Origin of the sequence: Micromonospora terminaliae, from assembly GCF_009671205.1 — a bacterium.
In the GTDB taxonomy this organism is placed as follows: Bacteria; Actinomycetota; Actinomycetes; order Mycobacteriales; family Micromonosporaceae; genus Micromonospora; species Micromonospora terminaliae.
This window is the reverse complement of sequence record NZ_CP045309.1, coordinates 2949979-2965172: the sequence shown is the minus strand read 5'-3', so window position 1 is coordinate 2965172 and position 15194 is coordinate 2949979. Positions and strand designations below refer to the sequence as shown.

At 73.8% G+C, this 15194-nt stretch carries 14 protein-coding genes and 1 riboswitch; of the genes, 9 read left to right on the top strand and 5 right to left on the bottom strand.

The window, feature by feature from the left end:
- The first annotated feature begins 230 nt into the window (after positions 1 to 230).
- The 7 genes from GCE86_RS13310 (at position 231) to araB (ending at position 8322) form a co-directional block, all read left to right on the top strand.
- Positions 231 to 1511: an SGNH/GDSL hydrolase family protein gene (locus GCE86_RS13310; protein ID WP_208818126.1), complete on the top strand. Its 1281-nt coding sequence runs from the start codon at positions 231 to 233 to the stop codon at positions 1509 to 1511.
- Between the two features lie 61 nt (positions 1512 to 1572).
- Complete coding sequence (locus tag GCE86_RS13305) at positions 1573 to 2796, top strand: cytochrome P450 (protein WP_154227249.1); 1224 nt, start codon at positions 1573 to 1575, stop codon at positions 2794 to 2796.
- Positions 2793 to 3776: an alpha/beta hydrolase gene (locus tag GCE86_RS13300; protein WP_154227248.1), complete on the top strand. Its 984-nt coding sequence runs from the start codon at positions 2793 to 2795 to the stop codon at positions 3774 to 3776. The genes GCE86_RS13305 and GCE86_RS13300 overlap by 4 nt, the downstream gene beginning before the upstream one ends.
- Complete coding sequence (locus tag GCE86_RS13295; protein ID WP_154227247.1) at positions 3769 to 4992, top strand: alpha-hydroxy acid oxidase; 1224 nt, start codon at positions 3769 to 3771, stop codon at positions 4990 to 4992. The genes GCE86_RS13300 and GCE86_RS13295 overlap by 8 nt, the downstream gene beginning before the upstream one ends.
- 1 nt (position 4993) lies before the next feature.
- Positions 4994 to 6307 (top strand): aminotransferase-like domain-containing protein, encoded by a 1314-nt coding sequence (locus tag GCE86_RS13290; protein ID WP_244317286.1) that lies wholly within the window; start codon positions 4994 to 4996, stop codon positions 6305 to 6307.
- Between the two features lie 69 nt (positions 6308 to 6376).
- Positions 6377 to 6628 carry a hypothetical protein gene (locus GCE86_RS13285; RefSeq protein ID WP_091258764.1) on the top strand — a complete coding sequence of 84 codons (252 nt, stop codon included), beginning with the start codon at positions 6377 to 6379 and terminating at the stop codon, positions 6626 to 6628.
- Between the two features lie 41 nt (positions 6629 to 6669).
- The gene (araB, locus tag GCE86_RS13280) at positions 6670 to 8322 is read left to right on the top strand and encodes a ribulokinase (RefSeq protein ID WP_154227246.1); all 1653 of its coding nucleotides are present in this window, start codon (positions 6670 to 6672) and stop codon (positions 8320 to 8322) included.
- A 376-nt stretch (positions 8323 to 8698) separates the two neighbouring features.
- Here araB and GCE86_RS13275 read toward each other — a convergent pair whose 3' ends face one another.
- From GCE86_RS13275 to GCE86_RS13255, 5 genes are all read right to left on the bottom strand, one after another.
- On the bottom strand, positions 8699 to 10135 hold the full coding sequence (locus GCE86_RS13275; RefSeq protein WP_154227245.1) for a glycine hydroxymethyltransferase: 1437 nt from the start codon (positions 10133 to 10135) through the stop codon (positions 8699 to 8701).
- A gap of 18 nt (positions 10136 to 10153) precedes the next feature.
- A riboswitch (ZMP/ZTP riboswitch) is annotated at positions 10154 to 10243 on the bottom strand.
- Positions 10244 to 10503: 260 nt separating this feature from the next.
- Positions 10504 to 11004 carry a hemerythrin domain-containing protein gene (locus GCE86_RS13270; RefSeq protein WP_154227244.1) on the bottom strand — a complete coding sequence of 167 codons (501 nt, stop codon included), beginning with the start codon at positions 11002 to 11004 and terminating at the stop codon, positions 10504 to 10506.
- Between the two features lie 113 nt (positions 11005 to 11117).
- The gene (locus GCE86_RS13265; RefSeq protein WP_154227243.1) at positions 11118 to 12605 is read right to left on the bottom strand and encodes a S8 family peptidase; all 1488 of its coding nucleotides are present in this window, start codon (positions 12603 to 12605) and stop codon (positions 11118 to 11120) included.
- Positions 12606 to 12751: 146 nt separating this feature from the next.
- Complete coding sequence (locus GCE86_RS13260) at positions 12752 to 13615, bottom strand: NAD(P)H-hydrate dehydratase (RefSeq protein WP_154227242.1); 864 nt, start codon at positions 13613 to 13615, stop codon at positions 12752 to 12754.
- Positions 13599 to 14330, bottom strand: a complete 732-nt coding sequence (locus GCE86_RS13255) for a histidine phosphatase family protein (RefSeq protein ID WP_154227241.1) — start codon at positions 14328 to 14330, stop codon at positions 13599 to 13601. Before GCE86_RS13255 ends, GCE86_RS13260 begins: the two co-directional genes overlap by 17 nt.
- A 145-nt stretch (positions 14331 to 14475) precedes the next feature.
- Between GCE86_RS13255 and GCE86_RS13250 the strand changes: the two genes are divergently transcribed.
- On the top strand, positions 14476 to 14706 hold the full coding sequence (locus GCE86_RS13250; protein ID WP_154230484.1) for a hypothetical protein: 231 nt from the start codon (positions 14476 to 14478) through the stop codon (positions 14704 to 14706).
- 152 nt (positions 14707 to 14858) lie between these two features.
- Complete coding sequence (locus tag GCE86_RS13245) at positions 14859 to 15188, top strand: hypothetical protein (protein ID WP_154227240.1); 330 nt, start codon at positions 14859 to 14861, stop codon at positions 15186 to 15188.
- Positions 15189 to 15194 lie beyond the last annotated feature (6 nt).

Here is a 15194-nt window from a genome sequence, read left to right as displayed (position 1 = left end):
CCGCACCGCCGCCAGTGCCGAGCCTAGGCAGCCGGCGTCCCCAGCGGACAGCGCCCGAACGGCGTTCGGTGGCACCCCGAAGACATTCGATCATGTCGATCAGGTTGATTGACGCTCGTCACCGCCTACGGTTAGTTTCCGGTCCATCGCCCGGCGGCGGCGCCGATCGCGCCGCACCCGGGGCTGCCAACGATGGGAGATCAATGCCGACCCCGAAGAGATGGCACGTCATAGCTTCCGCCGCGACACTGCTGATCGCCGGCACCCCCGCGGTCACCGCGAGCGCCGGCCCCACCGACACCGACGGCGCCCGGCACGGGCGCGCGGAGTGGGCCGGGACCTGGGCCGCCGCGGTGACCCGCGGGAACACCGTCGGCCTGACCAACACGGGCCTGAACAACCAGAGCATCCGGATGACCGTGCAGACCACCGTGGGCGGCGACCGGCTCCGGGTCCGGCTCACCAACCTCTACGGCGAGCAGGCGGTCAAGGTCGGTCACGCCACCGTCGCCCGGCCGGACACCGCCACCGAGGACCGCTCCGACATCGACTTGGCCACCGTCCGCGAGCTGACCTTCCAGGGCGCCTCCTCGACCACCATCAACAAGGGCGCCGAGCTGCTCAGCGACCCGCTGTCCTACCCGGTGGAGGAGCAGGAGGACCTGGTGGTCACCCTGTACTTCCCGGTGCTGACCGGCCCGGTCAGCTTCCACGGGCAGTCCCGCGTCACCAACTTCATCGGCGCGACCGACCTCACCACCGCCGTGACCAGCCCCGAGTTCACCCGCAAGATCGACTGCTGCTGGATGTTCCTGTCCGGCATCGACGTGGAGCGCCGGCTCAGCCCCGGCTCGGTGGTGGTCCTCGGCGACTCCATCGGCGACGGCAACGGCAGCACGGTCAACGCCGACCGGCGCTGGCCGGACCTGCTGGCCGACCGGCTCATCGACGCCCGTCCCGAGGTGCGCACCCCCGGCGTGCTCAACCTGAGCCTGTCCGGCAACCGGCTCAACCACGAGGGCACCGAGCCCGGCGCGGGCGGCTTCCCCGGCTACTACGAGCTGGGCCCGAACGCGCTGGCCCGGCTCAACGAGGACGTCTTCCCGCAGACCGGGGTGCGGACCGTCGTCACCCACCTGGGCATCAACGACATCTGGATGAACGGCGACAGCGCGGAGGCCATCATCGCCTCGCTGCGCCAGCTCAACCGGCAGGTCCAGGAGCGCGGCCTGACCAGCCTGGTCGGCACCATCACCCCGTACGAGGGCAACGGCGGGCCGGGGGTGTGGACCGAGGAGAAGGACGCCACCCGGCAGGCGGTCAACACCTGGCTGCGCGGCCCCGGCCAGGCGGAGTTCGACGGGGTGATCGACTTCGACGCCGTGCTGCGCGACCCGGCGCACCCGAGCCGGCTGCTGCCGGCGTACGACGCCGGGGACCACATCCACCCGAACGACGCCGGCGCGCAGGCGATGGCCGACGCCGTGCCCTTGCGACTGCTCGGTCTGTGACACCGGTTGGGGGCGGCACCGGCACCACGCCGCCCCCGGCCGTCTTTCCTGGGGAGGAACCGTGGACGTCGACGAGATCCTGACCGGCCTCTACAGCGAGCAGGGGCGCCAGGACCCGTACCCGTGGTACGCGGCCCTGCACGAGCACGGGCCCGTCAGCGCGGTCCCGAAGCGGGCCGAGCACAGCACGATCACCGCCGTGGCCGGCGGCTACGACCTGGTCGACCAGGTGCTGCGCGACCCGGGCTGGTACAAGGGCGCCCCGCCCGGCTGGCAGGACCAGGAGATCCTGCGCACCTTCCTGACCTCGATGATGTTCATCGACCCGCCGGACCACACCCGGATGCGGGCGGTCTTCGCCAAGACGTTCACCCCGCGCCGGCTGGGCGCGCTGGAACCGGTGATCGTGCGGGTCGTCGAGGACCGGCTGGACCGGATGGCCGAGGCCGGCGCGGACGGCGCCGAGGTGGACTTCGTGGCCGACTTCGCGTACCCGGTCCCGGCGCTCGTGATGGCCGAGTTCATCGGGCTGCCCGCGGCGGACCTGGCCTGGTACCGGCAGCGGGTCGACTGGATCGACGAGTACATGGACGTGGCCGGCAAGACGCCGGAGCGGCTGGCCAGGGCCAACCAGGCCGCGGACGAGCTGCGCGGCTACTACCGCGAGCTGCTGGCCCACCGGCGGAAGCAGCCGGGCGAGGATCTGATCAGCGGGCTGGTCGAGGTGCTGGACGCGGGCGGCGTCGACCTCACCGAGGAGGAGCTGATCAGCAACCTCATCGTGCTGTTCAACGCCAGCTTCGTCACCACCGTCTACATGTTCAGCAACGGCCTGCCGCTGCTGCTGGCCCACCCGGACGTGGTGGCCGCGCTGCCGGGCGACGACGGGCTGGCCCGCGGCTGCGTGGACGAGGTCCTGCGGATGGAGAGCCCGGTGCACTTCCTGGCCCGCGCCGCGCCGCACGACACCGAGCTGGGCGGTGTGCCCGTGGCGCGGGACGAGAACGTGCTGCTGCTGATCGCCGCGGCCAACCGCGACCCGGCCCGTTTCCCCGACCCGGACCGCTTCGACCCGCACCGCGCCGGCCCGCCGTCACTGGCCTTCGGGGTCGGGCTGCACTTCTGCCTCGGTTCGGCGGTGTCCAGGCTGGAGGGCCGGCTCGCCCTGCCCCGGCTCTTCGCCCGCTTTCCCGGTCTGGCGGTCACCCAGCCCTACTCCTACAGTGGCAGTCTGTTCCTGCGCGGCATCGACAAGCTCTTCGTGACGACGGGGGAGGCCCGATGACCCTCGACCCGCAGGTGGTCGCCTGGCGGGCTGCGCGGGCGGCGGCCGGCACGGCGCCCCTCTACACCCAGACCCTGGCGCAGGCCCGCGCCGCCGACCTCGCCGCGATCCGCGCAGGCTCCGGCGCGGTCGAGCCCGTCCACGAGGTACGCGACACGCAGCTTCCCGGCCCGGGCGGGCCGCTGCCGGTGCGGATCCACCGGCCGGCCGGCGACGGCCCGCTGCCCACGCTCGTCTACTTCTTCGGCGGGGGCTGGACGCTGGGCAGCGTGGACACGGCCGACGGCATCTGCCGCCGGCTGGTCAACCTGGCCGGCTGCCAGACGATCACCGTCGGCTACCGGCTGGCCCCCGAGCACCGCTTCCCGGCCGCCGTGGACGACTGCTCCGCGGCCGTGCGCCGGCTGGCCGGGCACGCCGAGGAGTTCCGCGTCGACCCGGACCGGCTGGCCGTGGGCGGGGACAGCGCGGGCGGCAACCTGACCGCCGCGGTCACGCTGCTGGCCCGCGCCGACGGCGGTCCCCGGCTCGCCGCCCAGGTGCTGGTCTACCCGAACACCGACCAGCGGCCCCGCCGCGCGCCATCCGGCGACGAGGACCCGCTGCTGTTCAACCGGCACTCGGTCGAGTGGTACCGCCGGCACTACCTCGCCGACCCCGGCGACGCGGCCCACCCGCTCGCCTCGCCGCTGCTCGCCGAGGACCTCGCGGGACTGCCTCCGGCGCTGGTCATCACGGCCGAACACGACCCGCTGCGCGACGAGGGCGAGCGGTACGCCGAGCGGCTGGCCGAGGCCGGCGTCGCGACCGAGGCCACCCGGTACGAGGGCATGGTCCACGGCTTCTTCGCGATGCCCGGGGTGTTCGACGCCGGGAAGCGGGCGCAGGAACAGGTGGCCGCCTTCCTGCGGGCACGGTTCGGGCTCACCCCGGCCGGCGCGACGACCGGCGCGGCGGCGGGCGGACCGGACCATGGCTGACCTCCGGACGACCGACCCGGATCCGGCGACGCCTCACCCGCTCGACCGGCCGGACGCCACGCCGACCGGCCCTCGACCGGTCGAGGGCGCCGCGGAGCCGGCCGTGCCGGGGCAGGCACCCGGCGAGCGCGCGTTCGTGCCGCCGGCCAGCCTCGCGGACTTCGCCGAGTTGGCTCGGGCGGCGCTCCCCGCCGAGGTGTGGGACTTCGTGGCGGGTGGCAGCGGCACCGAGACCACCCTCGCCGCGAACCGGGCCGCCCTCGACCGGGTGGCCGTGCTGCCCCGGATGCTGGCCGGGGTCGACGTCCCGGCCACCGAGGCCCCGCTGCCCGGCGGCCGGTTCGCCCTGCCGGTGGCGGTCGCGCCCATGGCGTACCAGAGACTGCTGCACCCCGACGGCGAGGTGGGGCTTGCGGCGGCCGCCCGCGCGGCCGGCGTGCCCTACGTGGCGAGCACCCTGGCCAGCACGCCCGTCGAGGACGTCGCCGCGGTCGGCGGCACGGTCTGGTTCCAGCTCTACTGGCTGCGCGACCGCGGCATGGTGGCCGACCTGGTGGACCGGGCCCTCGCGGCCGGCTGCGCCGGGCTCATGGTGACCGTCGACGTGCCGGTGCTCGGCCGGCGGCTGCGCGACGTGCGCAACGGCTTCGCGCTGCCGCCGCACATCACCGCCGCGAACCTGCCCGGAGGCCGGAACGACCTGGCCCACCAGGGCACCCCCGGGGTGTCCGCCGTGGCCGTGCACACCGGCGCGGTCTTCGCCCCCGCGCTGAGCTGGGCCGACCTGGCCTGGCTGCGGGAGCGTACCCCGGTGCCGTTGCTCGTGAAGGGCATCCTGGACCCGCGCGACGCGGTCCGCGCCGCGGAGCTCGGCGTGGACGCCGTGGTGGTGTCCAACCACGGCGGCCGGCAGCTCGACGGCGCGCCGGGCAGCGCGACCGTGCTGCCCGAGGTGGTCGCCGAGGTGGGGGAGCGCTGCGCGGTGCTGCTGGACAGCGGCGTGCGCAGCGGCACGGACGTGCTGCGCGCCCTCGCCCTCGGCGCGGACGGCGTGCTGGTCGGCCGGCCGCTGCTCTGGGCCCTGGCGGCCGGCGGGCGGGCCGGCGCCGAGGCGGCCCTGGTGCTGCTCGCCGCCGAGCTGCGTGACGCGCTGATCCTCAGCGGCTGCGCCGACCCGGCCGCCGCACGCGCGCTGCGCACCCTGATCGGAGGCTGACGTGGAGCCGGTGGACCTGGCCGTCGCGGCCCTGCATCCGAGCGTGGACGACCCCGCGTTGAACTCGATGAACTTCCTCAACGAGGTGGCGCAGCACTACCCGGACGCGGTGTCGCTCGCGGCCGGCCGGCCCTACGAGGAGTTCTTCGACTCCGCGCTGCTGCACCGGCACCTGGACACCTTCCGCCGGCACCTCGCCGAGGACCTGGGCCTGAGCCGGGAGCAGGTCGACCGGACGCTGCTGCAGTACGGCCGGACCAAGGGCATCGTGCACCACCTCATCGCCCGCAACCTCGCCGTCGACGAGGGGCTCACCGTCGACCCGGAGTCGATCGTGGTGACCGTCGGCTGCCAGGAGGCCATGTTCCTGGTGCTGCGGGCGCTGCGGGCCGGGCCGCACGACGTGCTGCTCGCGGTCGCGCCCACGTACGTGGGGCTGACCGGCGCGGCCCGCCTCGTGGACCTGCCGGTGCGCCCGGTCATCGGCGGGCCGGAGGGCGTCGACCTGGCGGACCTGCGCGCCCAGGTGCGACGCGCCCGGGCCGAGGGGCTGCGTCCGCGCGCCTGCTACGTGATGCCCGACTTCGCCAACCCCTCCGGCGTGAGCATGGACGTGGCGCACCGGCGGCGGCTGCTCGACCTGGCCGTCGAGGAGGACCTGCTGCTCGTCGAGGACAACCCGTACGGGCTGTTCCCGGCCGCCGGCACCGAGCGGCTGCCGACCCTCAAGGCGCTGGACACCGGCCGTCGCGTGGTCTACCTGGGCTCGTTCGCCAAGACCGTGCTGCCCGGCGCCCGGGTCGGCTACGTGGTCGCCGACCAGCGGGTGGCCGCCTCCGACGGCACGGTCGGCCCGCTCGCCGACCAGCTCGCCAAGATCAAGAGCATGGTCACCGTGAACACGTCACCGATCAGCCAGGCGGTGATCGGGGGCGCGCTGCTGGCCCACGACTGCTCGCTCGTGGCGGCCAACGCCCGGGAGCGGGCCGCGTACGCCCGCAACCAGCGGCACCTGATCGAGGGCCTGGCCCGGCGCTTCCCGGCCGGCGGGCCGGTGCGGTGGAACGTCCCGGCCGGCGGCTTCTTCGTGGTGGTGACCGTGCCGTTCGGGGTGGACGACGCGCTGCTGCACCGCTCCGCCCGCGAGTACGGCGTGCTGTGGACCCCGATGGCGCACTTCTACGACGCCGGCACCCCGGTGAACGCGTTGCGGCTGTCGGTCAGCGCGGTCACCCCGGAGCAGATCGACCTGGGCCTGGACCGGCTCGCCGCGCTGATCACCGACGAACTGGCCACGGTGGGCGCCCCGGCCTGACACCGCGCTGTCGTCGTTCCGCCACCACCCGTGTTCCCGGCCGGCGCGGCCACCGTTGATAATGGACGGATGGTTGCCTGGGAGTACGCGTTGCTGGTCCGCCGCTATCAGGGGCAGGGCCGCAATTTCCACGTCACGTTCGTCTGGTACGGCCCGGACGGGTCCCGCAACGACGTGACCGCCTACGGCGACACCGCGATCGCACACCTCAACCGGGTCGGCCGGGAGGGCTGGGAGCTGGTCTCCGCCGCCGAGGACGTCAACAACGTGCAGGGCAGCACCGAGGTGCACCGCTACCACCTCAAGCGCCCGCTGCGCTGACCGGCTAGCGTGTCCTCCCAGGTCAGGGGGAGGAGCAGCGGGTGGGCCGGTACGTCGTCGGCGTGGACTTCGGCACGCTGTCCGGGCGCGCCGTGGTGGTCGACGTGGCCGACGGCGCCGAGCGGGGCAGCGCCGTGCACGCGTACCGGCACGGGGTGATCACCGAGCGGCTGCCCGGCGGGCCGGCGCTGCCGCCCGGCTGGGCGCTCCAGGACCCGGCCGACCACGTCGAGGTGCTGCGCACCGCCGTGCCCGCCGCCGTCCGCGCCGCGGGGATCGACCCGGCCCAGGTGGTCGGCGTCGGCGTCGACGCCACCTCCTGCACGGTGCTGCCGACCCGCGCCGACGGCACCCCGCTCGCCGAGCTGCCCGAGTTCCGGGACCGGCCGCACGCCTGGCCGAAGCTCTGGAAGCACCACTCGGCGCAGCGGCAGGCCGAGCGGATCAACACCCTCGCCGCCGCCCGCGGCGAGCCGTGGCTGGCCCGCTACGGCGGCCGGGTCTCCGCCGAGTGGCAGCTCGCCAAGGCCCTGGAGGTGCTGGAGGAGGATCCGGAGGTCTTCCGCCACGCCGACCGCTGGGTCGAGACCGCCGACTGGCTGGTCCGGCGGCTCTGCGGCCGGGAGACGCGCAACGCCTCGGCCGCCGGCTTCAAGGGGCTGCGCCAGGACGGGCGCTCACCGGCGCCCGACTTCCTCGCCAGCCTGCACCCCGAGTTGCCCGGCCTGCTGCCCAAGGTGGACGGCCCGCTGCTGCCCCCGGCGGCCCGCGCCGGCGCGCTGACCGTCGAGGCGGCCGGCTGGACGGGCCTGCCCGCCGGCGTCGCCGTGGCCGCCGGGGCGATCGACGCCCACGTCACCGCGGCGGCTGCCCGCTCGGTCGCGCCCGGGCGGATGCTCGCCGTCCTCGGCACCTCCACCTGCCTGATCATGAACGCGGACACCTGCCACGAGGTGCCCGGCGTCTGCGGCGTCGTCCAGGGCGGCGTCACGGCGGGCCGGTGGGGCTACGAGGCCGGCCAGAGCGGCGTCGGCGACATCTTCGCGTGGTACGTCGACCGCGCCGTGCCCGCGTCGTACACCGCCGAGGCCGCGCGCCGCGGGATGCCCGTGCAGGACCTGCTCGACTCGCTCGCCGCCGACCAGCCCGTCGGCGGGCACGGGCTGCTCGCGCTGGACTGGCACAGCGGCAACCGGTCGGTGCTCATGGACCACGCGCTGAGCGGGGTGCTCGTCGGGCTCACCCTGGCCACCCGGCCCGAGGAGATCTGGCGCGCGCTGCTGGAGGCGACCGCGTTCGGCGCCCGCACCGTGGTCGAGGCGTTCGAGGCCGCCGGCGTACCCGTCGACGAACTCACCGCCGCCGGCGGGCTCACCGCCAACCGGCTGCTGCTGCGCATCTACGCCGACGTGCTGCGCCGCCCCCTGCACGTGGTGGACGCCGCGCACCCGGCGGCGCTGGGCGCGGCAATCCACGCGGCGGTGGCCGCCGGGGCGTACCCGGACGTGGAGAGCGCGTCGGCGGCCATGGGCGCGGCGCGCCGCGAGACCTGGCACCCGGACCCGGCCCGCGCCGACGCCTACGACGAGCTGTACGCCGAGTACCGCGCCCTGCACGACCACTTCGGCCGCGGCGGCACGAACGTCCTCCACCGCCTCCACGCCCTCCGCAACCGAACCCACCCCACCCCCTGACCTCCGCGGCCGACCTGCCCCGCACCCGGCCCCACCCCGCCGCACCCCACCCCACCCCGCCGCGCCGGGAGGTCCGGCCTCGCCCCGCCACGTTGATCAAGAGGTTTGCGTTTCGGAACGCGCTTGCCGCTGACGCAAACCTCTTGATCAGCGCCGCTGCGGCCGGTTGCCGCCTGCGGCGGCAGGTGATTTGCCCCCGCCCCGTCGATCATGAAGTTATTGCCTAGGGAAAGCGGGCGCGTTCCAGGGCTACAACTTCATGATCAACGCCGCAGGGCGCGGCGCGGGCGCGGGCGGGGGCCGGCGGGGTCCGGGAAGGCCGGCGCACCGCTCGGCCGGGGCCGGGCGGTGCGTCGGGGGAGTGACAGGTGGCGGGTCAGCCCAGGTCCACCGCCGGGTAGAGCGGGAAGCCGCTCAGCAGGTCGCTGGCCTGCTTGCTGACCGTTTCGGCCAGGGCCGGGTCGAGGACGTACTTGGCCTTGGACGGGGTGCCGTCCGCGTTGGCGCCCGGGGTGGTCTGGCTGAGCACGGTGTGGATGAGCTCGGCCGTGGTGTCCATCTCGGTGCCGCCGAGGCCCCGGGTGGTGAGCGCCGGGGTGCCGATCCGGATGCCGGAGGTGTACCAGGCGCCGTTCGGGTCCTGCGGGACGGCGTTGCGGTTGGTCACGATGCCGGAGTCGAGCAGCGCCTGCTCGGCCTGCCGGCCGGTGAGGCCGTAGCCGGAGACGTCGATGAGCACCAGGTGGTTGTCCGTGCCGCCGGTGACGAGCTTCGTGCCCCGGCGCAGCAGCCCCTCGGCGAGCGCCTGGGCGTTGTCGACGATGCGCTGGGCGTAGTCGGCGAAGTCGGGGCGGCGGGCCTCGGCCAGGGCGACGGCCTTGGCGGCCATCACGTGCGGCAGCGGACCGCCGAGCACCATGGGGCAGCCCCGGTCGACCTGGTCGGCCAGCTCCGGGCCGCAGAGCACCATGCCGCCGCGCGGGCCGCGCAGCGACTTGTGGGTGGTGGTGGTGACGATGTGGGCGTGCGGCACCGGGTCGAAGTCGCCGGTGAAGACCTTGCCGGCGACGAGGCCCGCGAAGTGCGCCATGTCGACCATGAAGGTCGCGCCGACCGAGTCGGCGATCTCCCGCATGATCCGGAAGTTCACCTTCCGGGGGTACGCCGAGTAGCCGGCGACCAGGATCAGGGGCTTGAACTCGCGGGCCGCCTCGGCGACCTTGTCGTAGTCGATCAGGCCGGTGGCCGGGTCGGTGCCGTAGCTGCGCTGGTCGAACATCTTGCCGGAGATGTTCGGGCGGAAGCCGTGGGTGAGGTGGCCGCCGGCGTCCAGCGACATGCCGAGCATCCGCTGGTTGCCCAGCTCGCGGCGCAGGGCGAACCAGTCCGCCTCGGTCAGGTCGTTGACCTGGCGTACCTGGGCCTTCTTCAGCGCCGGGGACTCGACCCGGTCGGCCAGGATCGCCCAGAAGGCGACCAGGTTGGCGTCGATGCCGGAGTGCGGCTGCACGTACGCGTGGGCGGCCCCGAACAGCTCCTTCGCGTGCTCGGCGGCGAGCGCCTCGACAGTGTCGACGTTCTGGCAGCCGGCGTAGAAGCGGCGGCCGATGGTGCCCTCCGCGTACTTGTCGCTGAACCAGTTGCCCATGGCCAGCAGGGTGGCCGGGGAGGCATAGTTCTCGCTGGCGATGAGCTTGAGCGACTCGCGCTGGTCGGCGAGTTCGGCGCCGATGGCGTCCGCCACCCGCGGCTCGACGGCGCGGATCACCTCCAGCGCGCTGCGGAAGGCGGTGGATTCGGCGTTCAGCGACATGCGACCTCCTGGTGACGTGCGGAAGGCCCAGGCGCTCGGCGTGCGTCCTCATGTCGGGACCGCTTCCCGATGGTTCTCCATCCCCACGCGCCAGTCACGGCCCGCGCCGATCCTACCGGGTGTGCCGGGGCGGGGCGGGCGCACCTCCGCCGCGTGCCGGCGCGGTTGGGTGGCCCGGGGCTGGGCAAACCCTGGGGGAGGGGCCGGGCCACGCGGTCCGCGTCCGGGAGAGGAGACACGAGCATGAGCAGACCGACCACCGACCGTCCGCTCGCCGTGGTGACCGGCGCGTCCAGCGGCATCGGGTACCGCGGAAACGACGGCGGGACCCGGCCTGCGGCCGGGTCCCGCCGTCGCGTGGTGCCGGGTCAGGCGACGACCGCGTCCAGCGACTTCTTCAGGGCCTTCGGGGCGGCCGGGGTCTTCGGCGCCTTCGGGCGCAGATCGATCATGCGCTGGCCGATCTCCTGGAGCTGGTTACGGCCGAGGGCCTCGCGGACCTTCGGGAACCACTCCTGCTCCTCCTCCTCGACGTGGTGCAGGACGTTCTCGATCAGCACCGTCGTCTTGGCGTTGTAGCGCTCGTCGTCGGCGTCCATGGTGAACAGCTCGAAGCAGAGCACGTCGGCGACGTGGTGCTCCTCGTACGACTCCAGGATGTCGTCCTCGACGTCCGGTACGAGCTTGCGGACCTCGGGGTACATCACCTCGTTCTCGAGGTAGGTGTGCACCGTCAACGCCTCGAGGATCTGCTTCACCAGCTTCTGCCGCTCGCTCGCCGGGCCCTCCTCGGCGTCCTGGAAGGCCTTGAAGAGTCGGCGGATCTCCTTGTGGTCCTCCTTGAGCAGGACGATCGCATCGGTGGACACCGGGGTACCTCCTAGGTTCGGCTGATGCCGCTCCCTCTACCCCGCCCCCGACCAGGAAAAACGAGTTGGGGCCCGGCGACACGTCGCCGGGCCCCAACGGGATGGTGCTGCCGCTACTTCACCACGTTGTACGCGTCGACCATGCCGGCGCCGTAGAACCCGTTACGCGCACCGCCGGAGCAGGTCGCGTCGTACAGGTGCGGGTCGGTCGCCGAGATCAGCGGCACGGGGTTGTAGACGCCCTCCGGGCAGGACTTCGCGACCGCCGTGCGCTCCAGGAACGACGACAGCTGGCCCGGGGTCATCTCCGGGTGCGCCGACAGCGCCAGCGCCGCGACGCCGGTGGCGTGCGGGCCGGACATCGACGTGCCCTGCTTGTACCCCCACCCGTTGGTCCGGGTGGCGGTGTTGAAGGTGGTGGACAGGATGCCGTCGGTCGAGGTCGACCGCACACCCTGGGTCCGGTACCGGGTGTCGCCACCCGGCGCCGTCACGTCGATGACACCCTGGCCGTAGGAGGAGTAGTAGCTCTTCGCCCCGGTCGGGCCCACCGCACCGACGGTCACCACGCCCGGCGCCTCGGCCGGCAGGTCGAGGCAGGCGTTGGTGAGGTTCTCACGGTTCTCCGGCGTCCCGTTGTTCGGGCTGCCGGTGTCCGTGATCTTGTGCGCCAGGTCGTAGTTGGAGTTGCCCGCGGACGCCACGTTGAGCACGCCCTTGGACTGCGAGTAGCGGATGGCCCGCTGCACGGCCTGCCACACCGGACGCTGGCGGGCGTCGTTCTTGCAGTTCAGCTCCCACGGGTCGATGTAGTAGCTGTTGTTGGTCAGCTGCATCCCGTGGTCGGCGGCCCAGAGGAACCCGCAGACCGCGGCCTCCGGGAAGATGTAACCGTCGTCGTTGACCACCTTGACGGCGGCGACCTTGACGCCCGGCGCGATGCCGGTCACGCCGACGCCGTTGACGGCGGCGGCGATGGTGCCGGCCACGTGGGTGCCGTGGTCGCTGGTGGTCGGGTTCCACGCCGCCTCGGTGGTGTTGGTGACACCGCCGATGCAGGACGTGCTCTTGTCCTTGGCGATCTGGGTCGCCAGGTCCGGGTGGGTGCTGGAGATGCCGCTGTCCAGCACGCCGACGACGACGTTCGCGCTGCCGTTGTTGACCGCGTGGGCCTGCGGGACGTGGATCATGTCCATGTCCCACTGCTGGCCGTAGAGCGGCTCCTTGGTCGGGTCGCCGGTGGCGCTGGCGACGTCGGCCGCGGAGACCTCCACGGTCTCGCCCTCGTCGAGGGCGGTGCCCAGGCCGGCGGTGGACGCGACCGACTCGACGCCCGCGCCCGCCACCTCGGTGGCGAAGTCCGGGTTGGTCGAGCGGACGACGAGCACGCCGATCTGGTCGTAGGAGGCCACGACGGTGCCCTTGGCGGCCGCCACGCGGGCGGCGGCCTTGCTGGTGTTGGCGCCCTGCGGGGCGAGGACCAGGTACGAGGTGTCCGGTCCGGCGGCCGCCGCCGGTGCGAGCCCGCCGGTGAGGGCGAGGCCGATGCCGAGCGTCGCGGCGGACGCGGCGGCCAGTGTCTTGCGACGGAGGTTCTTCACACAGACTCCCAGGGGGCCGATCCAGTCGGACCCACTCCCTGGCGGGAAGCGGGCCGGCGGAAGACGAGCAGGTTGCTTGCCTTCGGTCAACCAGCGTAGGGAGCCGGTGTGGTGTTACACACATCCGAACGGATGAACAACAACCGTCAGACGGTGGCCACGGTATAGGGGATCTCGTCGAGCAGCTCGCGGGCCAGGAAGCCGATCCGGCCGTAGCGGGGGACCAGGCGTTGCCCACTCACCGCGTGGGCGAAGGCGGCCCAGCAGGCGGCCTGCGCCGGCTCGGCGCCCCGGGACAGCAGCCCCGCGAGCAGCCCTGCCCGGACGTCGCCGCTGCCCGAGGTGCCCAGCCCGGCGTCGCCGCTCTCCTCCCGCCAGGCCCGCCCCTCCGGGGTGGCGATGTGGCCGTAGAGGGAGACCACGGCGTCGTACCGGCGGGCCAGCTCGACCGCGTCGGCGTCGAGGTCGTCGCCGGGCTTCCGGCCGAGCAGGTGCCGCGCCTCGGTGAGGTTCGGCGTGAGGACCACCTTGCGGCCCGAGCCGACCAGCAGGTCCGGCTCGTGGCTGAGCGCCCCGAGGGCGTACGCGTCGAGCACCAGCGAGGTCTCCGGGCCGGCCGCGTCGAGGACCACGTGCAGCAGCGCCCGGGTGGCGTCGATGTCCTTCAGGCCGGGGCCGACCGCCACCACGTCCGCCTCGGCGACCAGGCCGCCGAGCAGGTCGCCCGAGTCCCCCTGGACCGCGCCGTCGGCGGTCTCCGGCAGCCCGACCACCAGCGCTTCCGGCACCTGGATGCTGAGCGCCGCGGCGGTGGACTCGGCGGCGGCCAGTTGCAGCACGCCGGCGCCGGCGCGCAGGGCGGCGACCCCGGCGAGCAGCACCGCGCCGGGGGTGAAGCGGGACCCGCCGACCACCAGCACCGTGCCACGGGCCTCCTTGCCGCCGGTCGGCACCGGCAGCGCCCAGTCCCGCAGCAGCGCGGGGGTGATGACCTCAGACCGGCTCGGCATGGACCTCGTCCTCCCTGGTCGGCCGCGCTCCCTGCCGGTGCAGGTGGGCCACGTCGTTGAACGCCTCCGGGACCAGCCGGCCGGTGGCGTCGGCCGACCAGCCGGTGACCGAGCAGTTCGCGATGACATGCTCCCGGGTGAGGGCCATGAGCTCCGCCTCGGTGAGCCCTTCCACCAGGTATCGGAGTAGGAAGACCAGCGCGTCGTGGCCGAACAGCAGCACCCGGCCGCCGGCGTGGTCCCGGCGCACGTCGGCGAGGAGCGTGCGCAGCCGCAGCGCCACGTCGGTCCAGGACTCACCGCCCGGCGGGCGGTAGTAGAACTTGCCGAGCCGGGCGCGGCGCGCCGCCTCCTCGGGATAACGCTGCCGCACACCGTGGCCGGTCAGGCCGTCGAGGATGCCCAGCTCACGGTCGCGCAGCCGCTCGTCCCGGCTGGCCGGCACCCCGGTGCCCGCGAGGGCCAGCTCGGCGGTGCGCACGGCCCGCAGGTACGGCGACACCACCGCCACGTCCGGCCGCCGCCCCTCGGGCAGGCCGGCCAGCCACCGGCCGGTCGCCCGGGCCTGCTCCTCGCCGGTGGGCGACAGCGGCACGTCCGCGTCCCGGTGGGTCAGGTCGATCAGCTCGGCGCCGGACGCCTCGGCCGCTGTGGCCGCGACGTTCGCCGTGCTCTCGCCGTGCCGGACGATCCAGAGGGCTGCCAGTTCCGCCATGCGGCCTCCGGTACCCGGGCGGTCCGGTGGGTAACCGTGCCCGGTCCCGCGTACCCGGCGGGCGTGAACGGCGGCCGGGCGGGTAAGCGCGGTCGGCTACCGGAGGGCTACGAAGCCGACCCAGGGGAGGTGTGCCGTGGCGACGATGGTCAAGGAGCCGATGAGCCCGGTCAAGGACAAGAACTACGACCTGATCCACGCGGTCCAGATGTCACTCCAGCACGTCTGGCAGATGGAGACCTACATCGCCGACGCGGAGGACCGGGGCGACACGGAGCTCGCCGCCTGGTTCCGCAAGATCCAGGAGAGCAACCGCAAGGCCGGCGACCAGGGCAAGAAGATGCTCGCCGACCGGCTCCAGAAGGAGAACGGCTGACCGTACACGCCGGTGGCCGGGTGGGTGCGCCCACCCGGCCACGACCGTGTCCGGAGTCCGACACGCGCGCCGGCGGGGCGGCGGGGGTGGTATCGACCGGGCACAATGTCGTCCGGCGGACCGGGGCGGGCCGGGTCCCGGGGAGGCGACGCATGGCGACGGTCATCAGGGGTCTGCGGGAAGCACTGGTGCTCTTCCTCGTCGCGGTGGTGACGATCGGGATCGCGGTGGGCATCTGGGTGGGAGTCAGCGGCGGCGACTTCGTCCACCGGCTGGGCGTGGCGTTCATGCTGGTCGGCGCGGTCATCGGGATGACCGGTGACCTGACCCTGAGCCGGATCGGCATGCTGCCGGCCCGGTCCGCCTTCGGGCTGGCGCCCGAGCGGGAGGACGGCGGCGGGGGCCGCGTGCTCACCGGCGTCGGCATCTTCCTGTTCGTTTCGGTGCCGCTGATCATCGTCGGCGTCCTGCTCATCACGTGACGAGAT

What these genes read in the sequence shown, in the direction of transcription:
- GCE86_RS13300 (WP_154227248.1), top strand. Translation starts at nt 2,793, where the DNA reads ATGACCCTCGACCCGCAGGTGGTCGCCTGGCGGGCTGCGCGGGCGGCG.
- GCE86_RS13275 (WP_154227245.1), bottom strand. Translation starts at nt 10,135, where the DNA reads ATGTCGCTGAACGCCGAATCCACCGCCTTCCGCAGCGCGCTGGAGGTG.
- GCE86_RS13260 (WP_154227242.1), bottom strand. Translation starts at nt 13,615, where the DNA reads ATGCCGAGCCGGTCTGAGGTCATCACCCCCGCGCTGCTGCGGGACTGG.
- GCE86_RS13295 (WP_154227247.1), top strand. Translation starts at nt 3,769, where the DNA reads ATGGCTGACCTCCGGACGACCGACCCGGATCCGGCGACGCCTCACCCG.
- GCE86_RS13250 (WP_154230484.1), top strand. Translation starts at nt 14,476, where the DNA reads ATGGTCAAGGAGCCGATGAGCCCGGTCAAGGACAAGAACTACGACCTG.
- GCE86_RS13245 (WP_154227240.1), top strand. Translation starts at nt 14,859, where the DNA reads ATGGCGACGGTCATCAGGGGTCTGCGGGAAGCACTGGTGCTCTTCCTC.
- GCE86_RS13285 (WP_091258764.1), top strand. Translation starts at nt 6,377, where the DNA reads ATGGTTGCCTGGGAGTACGCGTTGCTGGTCCGCCGCTATCAGGGGCAG.
- GCE86_RS13255 (WP_154227241.1), bottom strand. Translation starts at nt 14,330, where the DNA reads ATGGCGGAACTGGCAGCCCTCTGGATCGTCCGGCACGGCGAGAGCACG.